The sequence below is a fragment of the Pseudoalteromonas sp. J2K-J599 genome, assembly GCF_059295115.2.
On record NZ_CM200272.1, the window covers coordinates 448,643 to 464,076 of the forward strand.

Consider the following 15,434-nt stretch of genomic DNA (forward strand, 5'->3'; position numbering starts at 1 on the left):
AAGAAAAAGGAGTATTTATGGCTTTTACTTTGCCTGCACTTAACTATGAGTACGATGCGCTTGAGCCTCATATTGATGGTAAAACAATGCATATTCACCACACATTGCATCATCAAACGTATATTAATAAAGCCAATGCTGCTTTAGCAGATACTGTTTATGCAACCGCAAATGCTGAAAAATTACTTAAGGTAATAAACAGCCTGCCTAGTGATTTACAAAAAGCAGTACAAGAGCATGTAGGAGGGCATTTTAATCACAGCTTATTTTGGCAAGTAATGTGCCCGCAAGGAGGAGGTGAACCTGAAGGTAGTGTAGCTCAGGCAATAAATGAACAGTTTGGCTGTTTTGATAAGTTTAAAGACCAATTTACTGCTGCAATTAGTCAATTTGGCAGTGGTTGGGCGTGGCTATGTGTGACCCCAGATAAAAAGTTGATTGTAGAAAATAGTGCTAATCAAGATTGCCCTTTAATGCAGGGAAATACCCCTATTTTGGGGCTTGATGTATGGGAGCATGCCTACTATTTGAAGTATCAAAATAAGCGTCCTGACTATATTGCTGCTTTTTATAATGTAATTAATTGGACTGAAGTTGAAAAACGCTACCTAGCCGCAGTAAGTTGAGTGCCGAATATGGCTAGTAATGTGAGTTTTTTTGTATAAGCTAGGCTCTATTAGGTTAATTTATAGAGCCGTTTATGGACACTTTACATTGGCAAAAAGCACGTCAGAGTCGCGATCCTCGTTTTGACGGGCTTTTTTACGTAGCGGTAAAAAGTACCGGTATATATTGCAGACCAATTTGCCCTGCACCAACGGCTCACGAAAAAAACGTTGCTTATTATCAGTTTGCCCATAACGCGGCGCAAGATGGTTTTAGGCCCTGTATTCGTTGCAGGCCCGATAGTGCCCCTGGCAGCGCAGCATGGCAGGGTACAAAAACGACTGCACTAAGAGCAAAACAGTTAATAGATCAAAATGACGAGCACGACTGCGAAAAATTAGCAGCTCGTTTAGGTATAAGTAGTCGTTATTTAAGGCAGTTGTTTAAGCAGTATTTTGGCGTGTCGATTACGCAATATCGATTATTTAACCAATGCCACTTTGCTAAAAAACTGATTCAAGAAACACATTTACCCCTTACCGAAATAGCGTTTTCCGCAGGCTTTAAAAGCATTAGGCGCTTTAATGATGCATTTTTACAGCAGTTAAATATAGCTCCCTCGAAGCTGCGCAGTGGCGATAAAAAGCCAACGTCAACACTCATTTTAACCCTACCATTTAGGCCGCCTTATAATTGGCCTGCTTTGCAGGGCTTTTTACAAAGGCGCTTGATAAAACCAATGGAGTGGATAACACAAACGAGCTACGGGCGTACTTTTGCAAGTGATAAATATAAAGGAAGCTTTAACGCTGAATTTATAGCTAATAAAAACCACTTTAGTGTATCTATCAATATAGACAATACGGCGTACTTACAACCTGTTATAAATAATATACGCCGTGTGCTTGATTTAGATGCCGATATTAATTTAATTGAAACGCATTTAAGCGCCAATATAAACAATGCGTTTACAGTGTGTGAAGGGCTCAGACTTCCGGGGATTTGGTCAAGTTTTGAAGCCGGTATAAGAGCTGTACTTGGGCAACAAGTGAGTGTTACTGCGGCGCATAATTTAGTAACAAAGTTAGTTGATGAATTAGGCGAAAAAGAGGGCGCTGCCGTTTATTTTCCTACGGCTAAAATTGTTGCTAATAGTGATTTTGCATTTTTTAAAATGCCACAAGCACGCAAAAATGCGCTACACAACTTAGCCCAGTTTTGTGCACTAAATCTTGAAAATGACGATTTAGACGAATGGCTTAGCTTAAAGGGAATTGGTCCTTGGACAGTAAATTATGCAAAGCTGCGAGGACAAAGCCAACCCGATATATTACTTGATGGCGACTTAGGTGTTAAAAAAGCTCAAGCGGCGGCAAACCCTTTTGAGCCTGCTAATTGCGCTCCCTTTCGCTCTTACTTAACGTTTCAACTTTGGCAGCAATTATAATGATCATTCAAACATCAATTTCGAGCCCTATAGACGACATAATTATTCAAGCGACTGATAAAGGTGTGAGTTACGTTGGTTTTTATCCACCAGTTGAATACTCTTATACGCCATTTGAGCAAGTTACTAACAAGGCGGTGCTTATTTGCGCAGCGCAGTTAAATGAGTACTTTGCAAAAAAACGCACTATGTTTGATGTACCACTTGATACAACCGGTACAGTATTTCAGCAAAGTGTATGGCAAGCACTATTAACAGTACCTTTTGGACAGTCACAAACATACGGCTATATTGCAAACCAACTCAATAACCCAAAAGCGGTGAGAGCGGTAGGCGCTGCGAATGGTAAAAACCCGATTAGTATTATTGTGCCGTGTCACCGAATCATTGGCGCAAATGCAAAGTTAACGGGCTATGCTGGTGGGCTTGATAGGAAACTGTGGTTGCTGAAACACGAAGGATTAATGTAAATTATTTGATAAAATATAGTCAGTCTGCTTAACTCAACCTATAATTTAAATAACTAACTAATAAAAATTATTATGCGTATTAATAGCTTAGTGTACTTTTTTATTGCCAGTTTAATGTTTACCGCTACTGCATTTAGCAAACCGCAGAGTCTCATATTTTGTTACGAAGACAAAAATATAGCTCCTATGTTTTTAGGTGAAGGGCGAAATACGCCAACGGATAAACCCGGTGCATCAATCGAAATACTTCAAAAACTTGATTTAGCATTGCCCAATGTAGCAATATCATTTGTTAGAAAGCCATGGCGTAGATGCTTAAACGATTTAGAATTTAATCGAGTTAATGCTGTTATTGCAAGTTACCGCAAAGGGCGAGAAAACGTTGCTGTTTACCCTGTTGATGAGCAAGGTAAGTTACAAGATGACTACGCAGTAAGTGAATTTGGCAGCTGCCTTATAGGGCGTTATAAATTTCATAAGGAATGGGAGACTCGTGAAGTATTTCAAAATAAAGCATTTACGATAGCTATTCCTAATGGTTATGGGCTAAATAGCGCGTTAAAAGAAGAACCATTTTTTATTCATAATACGTTTTCTAAAAGCAAAGCTTTTGAGTTGCTAGATAAGGGGGTAGTGCAAGCGAGCGTTGATCTATGCCAAGTAGATGGCTTAAAAGTGTCGAGTTATCCGTATGAGGGTAATAATGTTAAACCTATTTATCCCCCTTACGAAACCAGCCATGGTTACCTTGTATTTTCAAAAAAATTCTACGAAGAAAATAATGCTCTAAGCTTGCAAATGTGGCAGTGGTTATCAAAATTTGAAAGTGCACCTGTGTATATTAAATACTTACAAGCACTTCAATAAACAGGCCCTGACAAAATAAAATTCGCGTTTGTAAATTGGTATTAATTTAATATTAAGGTAGCATAAGCGCACTTTTTATAAAATGGCACCACAATGGCTCAATTATACTTTTACTACTCTGCAATGAATGCAGGTAAATCAACCACGTTATTACAATCTGCATTTAATTATAAAGAACGTGGCATGGAACCTGTGATCCTGACTGCTGCCATTGATGATAGACAAGGCGTGGGTAAAGTATCTTCTCGTATTGGTTTGCAAGCTGATGCGCATGTATTTGATGCTAGTAAAGATGTTTTTGATCTTATTCAATCACTCAATAATGATAAAAAGCGCCATTGTGTGTTAGTTGACGAGTGCCAATTTTTATCAAAAGAACAAGTAATGCAATTAACCGATGTGGTTGACGAGCTCGGTATACCGGTATTGTGTTATGGCCTGCGTAACGACTTTAGAGGCGAGCTATTTATAGGGTCGCAATATTTGCTTGCGTGGGCTGATAAGTTAGTTGAGCTTAAAACTGTTTGCCACTGCGGGCGTAAAGCTAACCATGTACTGCGTACCGATGAAAATGGCGAAGCAATAGCCGATGGTAACCAAGTAGAAATTGGCGGCAATGACCGATATGTTTCGGTATGCCGCAAACATTATAAAGCCGCGTTAAATATGGGCCGATAAAGCATTTAAAAATGTATCAATATCTTCGCGGGTTATATCTAAATGCGTAACTAGCCTAAGCTGCTTGCTTGGGCTAAATAATATGCCTTGTTGTTTAAGCGCTTCAGCAATATCTTCAATATTTATACTGCTACTGTATGTTGCGTAAACCATATTAGTGGTGTTAGTCATATCGACAGTAAAACCACTGATTTCACTTAATTGTTGAGCCAAATAACGTGCATTTTCATGATCGTATTTTAAGCGCTCTACATTGTGCTCAAGTGCAAACTGCCCGGCAGCTGCAAGCATTCCGGCTTGGCGCATACCGCCACCAAGTACTTTTCTCCATCGTCTTGCTTTATTAATAAATGCTGGTGAGCCTAATAATAAAGAGCCTACGGGCGCACCTAAACCTTTAGATAAACATAAAGAAACTGAGTCAAAGTGTTTTGTAATTTCAGTGATATCAACTTTTAGCTCAACAGCGGCATTAAAAGCACGTGCGCCGTCTAAGTGCAGCGCTAAACTATGCGTATTAACAAAGTCACGTGCTTGGGCTAAGTACTCAAGCGGGAGTATTTTTCCGCCAATGGTATTTTCTAAGCTGAGCAATCGCGTTTTTGCAAAATGGCAATCGTCTGGTTTTATAGCCGCCGCTATTTTACTAAAGGGGATGCTGCCATCAGCATCGTTTTCAATAGGCTGTGGTTGCACAGACCCTAAAACAGCAGCGCCGCCACCCTCAAACTTATAATTGTGAGCATTTTGGCCACAAATGTATTCGTCACCTCGCTCACAGTGCGCCATTAACGCAAGTAAGTTGGCTTGTGTGCCTGAGCTACAATAAAGTGCGGCTTCAAAATTAAAACGCTTACACGCATAGGCTTCTAGTTGGTTAACGCTTTCATCATCACCATATACATCGTCACCAACCGGTGCGTTGTACATAATGTCGCGCATTTCTTTTGTTGGTTTTGTAACTGTATCAGAGCGAAAATCTATCATGATTGCCTTATCCTTTTTATTATTTTTAATAAAATTGGTATTAATCAAGCTCGCTACAAATTTGCTCACGAGTGTCTTTATCAAAGTAGGTCCATGCAATAAAGCGGCTAATTTTTTGACCTTGTGCCATATCAACAATTTTATACTGTGCTATTGGGTGAGCTTTTAATACTTCTTCAAGGGCTGCAATATTATCCTTTTTAGAGACTAACGATGTAAACCACAGTACTTGCTCTGCAAAGTCTTCGCTTTCTTTAATCATATTAGAGATAAACTGTACTTCACCGCCTTCACACCACAATTCATTATTATGGCCACCAAAGTTAAGCGTGCTACTGGGTGTTTTTCCTAGGTTTTTCCATTTACGTTCACTGCCTTTACCTGCCTCTTCTTCACTTGCATGAAACGGAGGGTTACAGAGCGTTAAATGGTATAGATCTTTTTGATTTATAACGCCTTTAAAAATATGTGATGCGTTTTTTTGTTGTTTTAGGCTTATTTTTAAACCATTAAACTGAGCAATTTGCTTTGCTATTTTTACTGAGGCTGTATCAATATCAGTCCCGGTAAAATGCCAATTATATTCACTTGTACCAGTAAGCGGATAAACTAAATTAGCACCAGTACCAATATCAAGTACTTTAATTTGCTTACCTAAAGGTATTTGTTGTTGGTTATCATCACTTAATAGGTCGGCCAAGTAGTGAATGTAGTCAACACGCCCAGGTATAGGCGGGCATAAGTTGTGCTCGGGAATATCCCAAAAATCAATATTATAATGTGCTTTTAAAAGAGCTTGGTTAAGTGTTTTAACAGCCTTGTTATCACTAAAATCAATACTTTTAGTCCCTGCAGGTGTGGTTATAACAAAGGGCAGTAGAGCAGGATGCTCTGTTGTTAATAAATCGAAGTCGTACCCATTTTTATGTAGGTTACGAGGGTGTAATTTTGAACGTGCTTTATTTTCTTTCATGGCTTCATTTTAACAACAGATATGATGTGGTGATTGTAACAAATGCTGATGAGTAAAGTGCAGACATTTCCTTTGGTATATTTAATATTACTGGTAGGATGAGTTGAAGATAATAAAAAGGAATAACTGTGGCAATTTCTCAGCAATCAATAATAGTTGATTTAGACTCTCAGCAAACTCTTCATTTACGCCGTATTAGCGATGAAGATCAGCAAGGGCCCATCGTATTTTTTATGCATGGAGCAATAGAAAACGGTAAGATTTTTTACACGCACTCTAATAAAGGACTTGCCCCTTTTTTAGCTGAGCATGGGTATAGATGTTATGTGGCTGATTTACGTGGCCGAGGTGATAGCAAGCCAATCATTTCGAGTGAGTCCGAACATGGACAAACTGAGTCTATCCTAGAAGACATCCCTGCCTTTATTAAGCAAATAGAGTTGATTGAAGGCAAAAAGCCAGACTACTGGGTTGCTCACTCTTGGGGCGGGGTATTGATGAACAGCGCGTTTGCACGTTTTCCAGAATATATTAACGACGTTAAAGCATGTGTGTATTTTGGCTCTAAGCGTTCTTTATTTAATAATCATCCTCAAAAATTATTACAAGCCAATTTAATTTGGTATTTTATGGCGCCTTTACTTGCTAAAAAACATGGCTATTTAAATGCTAAAGGTTATAAGTGGGGCAGCGATAACGAAACTCAAAAGTCGCATTATCAAAGTATGCAATGGGCTAAAAAGAAGCCATGGATAGATTCTGATGATAATTTTGATTATGCAAAAGCGCTAAACAACCTGCATTTACCGCCAACGCTTCATATTGCTGCGGTAAAAGATAAAGCATTAGCGCAACCAATCGATATTCAAAAATTTATGGACGAATCGGGGCTAGGCATTCAACAAATGCAAATTTACGGTCGTAAACACGGGCATAATTTTGATTACGATCATATTAATATGCTTACCCACCCAAGTGCGCGTGATGATCAATTTAAAGATTTACTTAATTGGTTTAAAGCACATCCGATTAATTAATTCTCATCAAGTAACTTTAGAAGAGGTGTTTTGTAACGCTCCCACTTAGCAATTGCGGCATTATTAATAGGTTGGCGAATAGCATGTTTACTCAAGGTCGTTACCGGTGTTTTTTGTTTATAAAACGCTAAGCAGCGCTCTTCAAAACTACAGTTTAAAAAACCAAGTAACTGCGTTAGCTGCTCTTTTGGGTTATTCACTAAATCTTCGTAACTGACATCATAAATTGGCATCTCTTTAAAAGAGTGCCAATGGCTCATCAGTTTTTTATACAACTTATGATAAAGCTTAAACTCAGGTAGTGAGCAAAAGTAAGGCTCGTTTTCAGCAAAGTAATTAGTGAAGATAGAAAATGCGGTGGCATTAAAATCACGACTTAAATTTATAAATTTAGCATTTGGAAATAGAATATATATAAGTCCGAGCGACTGATAATTACTCGGCAGTTTATTTATTATAAAAGGTCTGATGGGCGATGCTGTTTTTAATGTTGTGATATACAGCTCGCGGGCTTTTTTGATTAAATCCGGCGTTAAATGTGCTAAACATTGCGGGTAAGTCACTCCCGTTTTTTGTTCGATAAAAGCAACTGCGTTATTACTAATACTCGTGCTCTCTCCTAGGCTCGAAAACTGACTATGGCTTGCCAACATTTGCTCCACAAGGGTAGAACCACTACGAGGCATGCCAATAATAAATACAGGTGTGATATTACCCGTAAACTTTTTATCGGCAGAGGCTATAAACTCCTCGGTGTTGTATTTTATTATTTCATCGTAAAAAGGGGTTAAATCTTTAGTGTTAAATTCACTTAATTTTTTTTGTAATTTATTCGCCAATATAAAATAATTAAATGCTTGCTCGGTATCCTCAAGTGCATCGTAACTGTTTGCTAATGCGTAGTAACACACCATTTTTAAACGTAAATTACTCGTTTGAGTTAATAAGTGGTGCAAATTACTTACATAATTATGTTCTTTATCAAAGCGACCTAATTGTACAAGTTCAAATAAAATATAGGCTGTTACAGGGTATACACCAATGCTGAGTGCATGAGCAAAAGTTGTATGAGCTTTATCTAACTCGCCATGTGTTAAATAGTGCTGTGCTAAGTAATAATGAGGTTCTGGATTATGACTTGCTAATTTTTTTGCGTATTCAAGCACCGTTAGTGCATCGTTTGGCGAATGAACACCGTTAAATGCATCAGCAAGGGCATGTAATGGTTCAAGCATATGAGGCAAGCGCTCACAAGCTTTTTGGAGTAGGTATACAGCAGCGTCGTAACGTTCTAGTCGTAAGGCAATTCTGCCTAAGCCAAATAAAGCCTCACCATTTTCAGGGTTACTATTTAAAATTGCTTTAAAATGTAACTCGGCTTCTTTGAGTTTATTTTGTTGCAGTAGTTGGTTGGCTTTTTCAAGTAGCATAGTTATACCAATTTTATTAAAAAATAATCATTCTATCGCATTAAATAGCGTACTCACTGCGTTAAAAATTATTCATATAGAGCAACTATATATCATAGTTTTCGCCTTGTAATTACGCTATTTTCTGAGCGCTATAATAGAACACTTATTCAATGCAATTGGTATTGTTCATTATTATTTTTATTAACTATAAAATTAAAAAGGCGAAATGTCTTTAACATTTCGCCTTTGGTTCTTCATGAAAATAGTTTAAAAAGTATATGTTGCTTTAGCGTAGTAAAAGCCACCGTTAATACCAAACGGAGATGTTTCGTAGAACTGACCACCCCAGTTGTTATTAGGGATGCCCGTTGCATCTGCAAAATCAAGTTTTTCAGCATCTTGGTCGAATAAGTTTTGAGCGCCTACAGAGAAGCTAACTGATTCATTTAAAAAGTAAGTTACTTCAGCATCAATAGTGACTGCAGCATCTGCTGTTTTAGCTGTTGCATCATAATCAACGTGAACACCTTGGTATTCGCCGTAGTAGTTTGCACGAGCAAATGCAGAAACTGATTCCCATTGTTGAGACAATGTGAACGTTGCACGATGATTAGGTAAATCTTCTTCTAAACGCTTAACTTTAAACGCACCTGTAATTTCACTAAATTTAGTTACTTCAGTATCATTCCAGTTATATGCAAGGCTAAATGTAGAGCTACCGCCCATTAATTCAGCTGTATAGTTTGCAACTAAATCGATACCTTGTGTTGTTGTGTCAAAGTCATTTGTAAAAAAGCTTACCTGAGCAAGGCCTTGTACATTAGGTACTCCTGCTGCTGCAAGGGTATCTTTGTCTGCTTGGCTTAAATTGATTTTATCTGATTGGCTAATACGGTCATCTACTTGGATGTTGTAGTAATCAAGCGTTAAAAATAATTCGCCAATTGTGTATACAGCACCAAGCGTATAACTTTGTGATTCTTCCGGCTCAAGCTCTGTACCACCTAATTGCACTGCAATTGGGTTTGTTGGTGGAAGAAGCGCTGAATCTTGTAATACACCGCCATCTAAACTTGTTTGTACATTACTTACGTTAGCTTGACCAACTGTAGGTGCACGGAAACCACTGCTTACAGAACCACGAATATTTAAATCTTCAGTTAAATGGTATTGAGCCATTACTTTATAGTTAGTGGTAGTGCCAAAGCTGTCGTAATCTTCAAATCGAAGTGCTACGCCCATTAAAAAGTCTTCAGTAAACGGTGCTTCAACATCAACATATGCTGCATAGTTACGGCGAGAAAATTCACCTGCTTGTGATGGTTTAAAACCAGGGAAACCATTAGAGCCAATACCAAAACCTTGTGCTGTTAAAGGGCCTGCAGTGTAAGATTCTTCATCACCAGAGACGATAGTAAATGTTTCTTCATGCCATTCAAAACCACCGGCAATGTTTACATCATAAGCTAAACCAAAGTCGATACCTTTTGATAAATCAAAGTTAAAGTTCTTCTCTAGTTGTTCGTATTTACCCGGGCTGAAGTCTCGTGGTGTATCTGCACCTAAAGAGGCATTAACCGTGTCGTAAATAAAGTAACGTGATTCATTTAAGCCAACAGTGCCGCTTAAGTCATAGTAAGTATCTTTTAAGAAGCCACCAGTGAATCGACCTTTAGTACCAATAGTTAAAGAAGTATCAGTAATGTTGCCGCCAAAGTTAGGTGTAAAGCCACCTGGAAGCATCTCATTAAAGGCAAAACAATCTGGGTTGTTTGCTACACCATTTATGTAAGCAGGATCATCTAGTACATTGCCGTCTGTTATTGTGATAGTTGGACAGTTAGCGCTCATATCAGGTGTTGTGTCGGCAACAAGTAGTGTTTCGCCACCATCATTTGAGTAAACACCAGAACGTGTTTGCGGGTTACGGTAATAAAAACCGCCACGTACATCACGTTCAGAGTAGTTACCAAACATGTAAAATTCAGAGTCGTTTGTTAGCTCTAAACCCACATTACCAAAAATAGTAATATCGTCATCTACTTCTGGTGCACCCCATACTTGTGCAAGAGAAGATACTTCAGGCACACCGGCAGCTGAAAGTGCTGCAGCATCGGCACGTTGAACTGAACGGCTTGTTGCATCAGCTGTTTTATATTGAAAGCTTAAATTAGCAAAACCATTGTCGGTAAACGGTAAACCTACGTTACCCGACACTTGTGTTGTATCGCCATCGCCTTCATAAAATTGACCGTGGCGGATTTCTAATTTACCACCTTCTGAAGCGTCTTTTAGTTGGAAATTCATTACACCGGCGATTGCATCAGAACCATACTGCGCAGCCGCGCCATCGCGAAGTACTTCTACTTGTTTAATCGCAATGCTTGGAATAACTGAAATATCTGCGCCTTGCGCGCCATCGTTGATACCACCGCCTAAAAATGCGATTACAGAAGCACGGTGACGACGTTTGCCGTTTAAAAGAACCAATGTGCTGTCTGACGGTAAACCACGTAAGTTAGCTGGACGAACAAGAGAAGCCGCATCACTGATAGGGTTTTGGTGTACGTTAAACGATGGTACTGCACCTTTTAAAAGTTCAAGCATGTCAGTGTTACCTGACTTTTCAAGCTCTTCGCCGCCAATAATGTCGATTGGAACCGGTGAGTCACCTATTGAACGAGGAGCTGAACGCGTACCTACTACGGCAATTTTCTCAACGTTTTTATTTACTTTAGTTTGTTCCTGCTCGTCTGCCGCAATAGCAGATCCAGAAATAAATAACCCTGCAGTGGTTGTAGCTAAAGCAAATTTGATTGCTTGGTTTAGCGCATTACTTTTTAATTTCATTCTAATTTTCCCCAGTTAGAATAATTCTTATTTTTGATGTGAATTTCACATCATTTGTTTTCAACTTAATTTTTTGTTTCACATAAGTTTGAGGTTTTAGCTCAAAAGCCTAATCAATTAAGCTTACTTTTTGTGAAGTCCTATCTACAGACTATAGATAAAAAACAGGAAGGGCAATTACTAATTAACCGTTTGATAACAAAAAGATTCAATTTAAGAAAAAATGCAACAGTGGTGCAAAGTAAAACTAAAACGAACTAAATAAGTGCAAATAAGGCTATTGAGGGGAATATTAATGCGCTAACTGCATTTAAATGTTATTTATTTGTATCTTTTTTTGTGGGGTTTTCAATGTTTTGTGCGTACCGCCAAGCTGCTAATTTTTCTTTGTATTCATCCCATACGCAGGGACAGCAACTGCCACCACCGCAACATTCATCAGATTTTGGTTTTTCAGGTTTTTGCGGTAATTGATTTGTTATATTCTGCATTGTTGTATGTATTTAATACTAATTTGGTGCAAAGGGTAAGTTAAAGGGTGTTGAAAGTAAATTATTCTTTGTGAACCTGTGCTGCTGTGTGAAAATAAAAGTTATGCGATTATATAAAGTTATTCACCGTGCACCTTGGCGGGTAGTTAAAATTAGTAAAAAACGCCAACAGCTGCGTTTTCGCCGTGCTATGGTGGCGCTTAAAATCGCACTCGCCCAAGAAAAACAAGAAACTAAAGAAATGCTCTCTATTTATAGGCGTTACACTCAAGGCCACACAAGTAAAGAAGAGTTAAAACGCGCAAATGAGCAATTTGTTGATATTTTAAAAGGGTTAGGGCTCGGTGTATTTGCTGTATTACCTTTTGCTCCGCTTACAATTCCTTTAGTTGTTAAATTAGGGAGTTTGGTGGGAGTTGATGTACTGCCAAGTTCGTTTAATATGAACAAATCTATTAAAGAACTAGATGCTAAAATAGATCAAGAAAATCAAAAGCAAGAATCTAAAAACAGCTTAAAAAAGTAGCTAAAATCCCTTCAAATTAGCGATACCTTTTAGGTGCGCTTATTGATATGCTCTTAAGTACCATTTTTATATTATATGAGCTTTTTAATGAGTGCATTACTACGTCATACATCTTCTGGTATTCCTTTATCTTTTATTCTTAAAAACGAATTATCTGACTGGCAAGCACAGCAGCCTGCATTTATACAAAATTGGTTAACTAATACAGGTTTTGAAAAGCAAGGTGTTGCTTTAATTCCTGATGCTAAAACGGGCGAGTTAAGCCAGGTATTTTGTTTAATGCAAAGCAGCGATGATTTTTGGGCTGCGGGTAATTTAGCAAATACACTTCCTACAGGTACTTATCAAATTCAAGGCGACAGCGCTTTTGTAGAGCAGGTTGCTTTAGGGTTTGTACTTGGTGGTTACGAATTTAGTGAATACAAAGAAAAACCAACAGCAAAGGCGCAATTAGCCATTAGCGATAAAGCGTTATATGAACGCATTAGCCAACAAGCTGATGCCATTACACTTGCACGTGATTTAGTTAATACTCCAGCGGTAGATATGATGCCGCAACATTTATCGCAAGTTATGGAAGATTTAGCTGCAACTTACAATGGCGAATTTTCACAGTGGGTTGGCGATGAGTTACTAGAGCAAAACTACCCGACTATTCATATGGTGGGTCGTGCAAGCGAAAATAAACCGCGTTTACTTGATTTAAAATGGGGCGCGACAGATGCTCCATTAATTACACTAGTCGGTAAGGGCGTATGTTTTGACTCAGGCGGACTTGATTTAAAACCGAGCTCTGGCATGCGTAACATGAAAAAAGACATGGGCGGCGCGGCGCATGTAATTGCACTAGCGCAGCTTATTATGGCAGCTAACTTACCAATTAGATTACGTGTACTTGTACCAGCGGTTGAAAATGCGGTATCGCGCAATGCATTTCGCCCAGGCGATGTTATTAAAACGCGCAAAGGTATTATGGTCGAAATTGATAATACAGACGCTGAAGGCCGCTTAGTATTGTGTGATGCATTAAGCGAAGCGCAAAACGATAATCCTGAGCTAATTATTGATTTTGCTACCCTCACGGGTGCATGTCGTGTTGCACTGGGCACGGAGCTTCCGGGCTTTTTCTCAACAGAGCGCGATGTAGCAAATGGCATTATTGACGCCGGTTTAAGTGTACATGACCCTGTTTGGCAACTTCCGTTGTTTGAGCAATACAAAAGCTTACTAAAAAGTGATGTAGCCGATATGGCAAATTGCGCAAGCACACCGTTTGGTGGTGCTATTACCGCAGCGCTTTACTTAAAAGAATTTGTTGAACCAACAACACCGTGGGTACACTTTGATGTAATGGCATGGAACTTACGTGCATTACCAGGTCGTCCAACGGGTGGTGAAGCATTAGGTATTCGTGCTGTATTTAACTACTTACAAAATCGTTTTAATAAGTAAGTTTTTAATTCAATAGTAAGAACTTGAGCTTTATGAGCTTTAAACCTCATAAAGCTCAAGTGGCAAGTTATCTGGATCGGCAAAAAAGGTAAACTTTTTGCCGGTTATTTCATCCACTCTAATATCCTCAACGTTTACATCGCACGACTCTAAATACGTTTTTGCAATCTGTACATCCGCTACCTTAAAAGCTAAATGTCTTAAGCCTTGTGCTTCTGGATAGCTGGGTCTTTCGGGCGAACCATCAAACGAAAATAGCTCTATTTGGCTACCATCGGGCATGGCTAAATCTAATTTATATGAATTACGATCAGCTCTAAAGTGCTCATTAATAACGTTAAGTTTAAGTACATTGCTATAAAAGTGTTTAGAACGTGCATAGTCACTACAAATTATAGCAGCGTGATGAATACCTAAAAGTTTCAAATTTAATTCCTTAAAAAGCAAAAACGCACTTAAATAAGTGCGTTTTAAATGTGGCTTATTACATGTTGTGCTAGCTAGGCTGCGCTTCTTTACATGCTTTAACGGCCGGTGCTACAAGCTCTAAACCTGTTTGATCACATGGTGGTAAAGCAGCATCGCTAACACTAATAGGCGTTACACGTTCGCCCCATTTTATGTAACTTGCAGCCCACGTAAGGCCTGCACCAAATGCTGCAGACATAATGTTTGAATGCGGTTTAATTAACCCTTGCTCAACCGCTTCACATAACGCAATAGCAATAGTCGCAGCAGAGGTATTGCCATACTCACCAATGTTAACCATTACTTTTTCGTCAGGTACTTTTAAGCGATGCTGAATAGCCTGAATAATACGTAAGTTAGCTTGGTGTGGAACGAGTACATTAATGTCGTCAAGGCTCAAATCAGCTTGCTTAAGTACGTCGTCGCAGGCTTCACTCATACCTTTTACAGCACGTTTAAAAATTTCACGGCCTTCAAATAATAAATCAGAAGGACCAATTGGCTCATACTTATTTAAATCGCTACCAAAGTTGGTGATGTGTAAAATATCGCGGTCTTCGCTGTCACAACCGGTTTTGGTACCAAGTAAACCCGCTGGCGTATCGGCAGCTTCAAGTATTACTGCACCTGCGCCATCGCCAAATAAAACAGCGCTGTCGCGACGTGCCCAGTTTACATACCAGGTCATACGTTCAGCGGCAATAACGACTGCTTTTTTGATCATACCCGCTTGAATTTGTGCTGTAGCAGCTTGCAATGCATATAAAAAACCCGAACATGCCGCGTTTGTATCCATTGCGGCAGCGCCTGTTGCACCTATATATTTTTGCACTTGTGAGGCGGTATTTGCCACAACAGTAGAAGGTGTACAGGTTGCTAATATCACTAAATCAATATCTTTAGGATCAATGCCTGCGCACGCAATAGCATGCTTAGCAGCAACGGTTGCCAGCTCAGCGGTACTTACATGACTCACTCGGCGAGATTTAATGCCTGTACGCGTGGTTATCCACTCGTCGGTGGTATCAACTATTTCACTAATTTCATCGTTGCTAATGCTTGCTGGTGGAATGCATTTACCCCAACCAGTGATATGTGCGTAAGGCATAGTATGTTCTCTTAAGGTGGTCTGACATGTGTTACTAATGGGGGAGTTATACCAAAAAACGG

Annotated in this window: 15 protein-coding genes; 8 read left to right on the forward strand and 7 right to left on the reverse strand. The window is 39.1% G+C overall.

What is annotated here, in order from left to right; genetic code table 11:
• The first annotated feature begins 17 nt into the window (after positions 1-17).
• From AC5NT5_RS18810 to AC5NT5_RS18830, 5 genes are all read left to right on the forward strand, one after another.
• Positions 18-626 (forward strand): superoxide dismutase, encoded by a 609-nt coding sequence (locus AC5NT5_RS18810; protein WP_494513782.1) that lies wholly within the window; start codon positions 18-20, stop codon positions 624-626.
• A gap of 74 nt (positions 627-700) precedes the next feature.
• Positions 701-2,053 (forward strand): DNA-3-methyladenine glycosylase 2 family protein, encoded by a 1,353-nt coding sequence (locus AC5NT5_RS18815; protein ID WP_182673634.1) that lies wholly within the window; start codon positions 701-703, stop codon positions 2,051-2,053.
• Positions 2,053-2,523: a methylated-DNA--[protein]-cysteine S-methyltransferase gene (locus AC5NT5_RS18820; RefSeq protein WP_182681574.1), complete on the forward strand. Its 471-nt coding sequence runs from the start codon at positions 2,053-2,055 to the stop codon at positions 2,521-2,523. The genes AC5NT5_RS18815 and AC5NT5_RS18820 overlap by 1 nt, the downstream gene beginning before the upstream one ends.
• Positions 2,524-2,595: 72 nt before the next feature.
• Positions 2,596-3,390, forward strand: a complete 795-nt coding sequence (locus AC5NT5_RS18825; protein ID WP_494513783.1) for an amino acid ABC transporter substrate-binding protein — start codon at positions 2,596-2,598, stop codon at positions 3,388-3,390.
• Between the two features lie 93 nt (positions 3,391-3,483).
• A complete protein-coding gene (locus tag AC5NT5_RS18830; protein ID WP_154902930.1) occupies positions 3,484-4,068 on the forward strand; it encodes a thymidine kinase in 585 nt (194 codons plus the stop codon).
• Here the strand turns inward: AC5NT5_RS18830 and ltaE are convergent.
• Both ltaE and rlmF read right to left on the reverse strand, forming a co-directional pair.
• Positions 4,051-5,055: a low-specificity L-threonine aldolase gene (gene ltaE, locus AC5NT5_RS18835; RefSeq protein WP_494513784.1), complete on the reverse strand. Its 1,005-nt coding sequence runs from the start codon at positions 5,053-5,055 to the stop codon at positions 4,051-4,053. The genes AC5NT5_RS18830 and ltaE overlap by 18 nt on opposite strands.
• Before the next feature lie 40 nt (positions 5,056-5,095).
• Positions 5,096-6,028, reverse strand: a complete 933-nt coding sequence (gene rlmF / locus AC5NT5_RS18840; protein ID WP_494513785.1) for a 23S rRNA (adenine(1618)-N(6))-methyltransferase RlmF — start codon at positions 6,026-6,028, stop codon at positions 5,096-5,098.
• 128 nt (positions 6,029-6,156) lie between these two features.
• Between rlmF and AC5NT5_RS18845 the strand changes: the two genes are divergently transcribed.
• Positions 6,157-7,065, forward strand: a complete 909-nt coding sequence (locus tag AC5NT5_RS18845; protein ID WP_494513786.1) for an alpha/beta fold hydrolase — start codon at positions 6,157-6,159, stop codon at positions 7,063-7,065.
• On the opposite strand, the gene AC5NT5_RS18850 is transcribed toward AC5NT5_RS18845, so the two are convergent.
• The 3 genes from AC5NT5_RS18850 to AC5NT5_RS18860 form a co-directional block, all read right to left on the reverse strand.
• Positions 7,062-8,495: a tetratricopeptide repeat-containing sulfotransferase family protein gene (locus AC5NT5_RS18850; protein ID WP_494513787.1), complete on the reverse strand. Its 1,434-nt coding sequence runs from the start codon at positions 8,493-8,495 to the stop codon at positions 7,062-7,064. The genes AC5NT5_RS18845 and AC5NT5_RS18850 overlap by 4 nt on opposite strands.
• 249 nt (positions 8,496-8,744) lie before the next feature.
• On the reverse strand, positions 8,745-11,327 hold the full coding sequence (locus tag AC5NT5_RS18855) for a TonB-dependent receptor plug domain-containing protein (protein WP_182671103.1): 2,583 nt from the start codon (positions 11,325-11,327) through the stop codon (positions 8,745-8,747).
• Between the two features lie 317 nt (positions 11,328-11,644).
• Positions 11,645-11,818, reverse strand: coding sequence for an oxidoreductase-like domain-containing protein (locus AC5NT5_RS18860; RefSeq protein ID WP_154902924.1), 174 nt, complete (start codon positions 11,816-11,818; stop codon positions 11,645-11,647).
• Between the two features lie 103 nt (positions 11,819-11,921).
• Between AC5NT5_RS18860 and AC5NT5_RS18865 the strand changes: the two genes are divergently transcribed.
• Both AC5NT5_RS18865 and AC5NT5_RS18870 read left to right on the forward strand, forming a co-directional pair.
• Complete coding sequence (locus AC5NT5_RS18865) at positions 11,922-12,344, forward strand: hypothetical protein (protein ID WP_002959004.1); 423 nt, start codon at positions 11,922-11,924, stop codon at positions 12,342-12,344.
• An 87-nt stretch (positions 12,345-12,431) separates the two neighbouring features.
• Positions 12,432-13,796 carry a leucyl aminopeptidase family protein gene (locus AC5NT5_RS18870; RefSeq protein ID WP_154902923.1) on the forward strand — a complete coding sequence of 455 codons (1,365 nt, stop codon included), beginning with the start codon at positions 12,432-12,434 and terminating at the stop codon, positions 13,794-13,796.
• A 39-nt stretch (positions 13,797-13,835) separates the two neighbouring features.
• Here the strand turns inward: AC5NT5_RS18870 and gloA2 are convergent, their stop codons facing one another.
• Positions 13,836-14,222: an SMU1112c/YaeR family gloxylase I-like metalloprotein gene (gene gloA2, locus AC5NT5_RS18875; protein WP_182681582.1), complete on the reverse strand. Its 387-nt coding sequence runs from the start codon at positions 14,220-14,222 to the stop codon at positions 13,836-13,838.
• 70 nt (positions 14,223-14,292) lie between these two features.
• On the reverse strand, positions 14,293-15,372 hold the full coding sequence (locus tag AC5NT5_RS18880) for a ketoacyl-ACP synthase III (protein WP_494513788.1): 1,080 nt from the start codon (positions 15,370-15,372) through the stop codon (positions 14,293-14,295).
• Positions 15,373-15,434 lie beyond the last annotated feature (62 nt).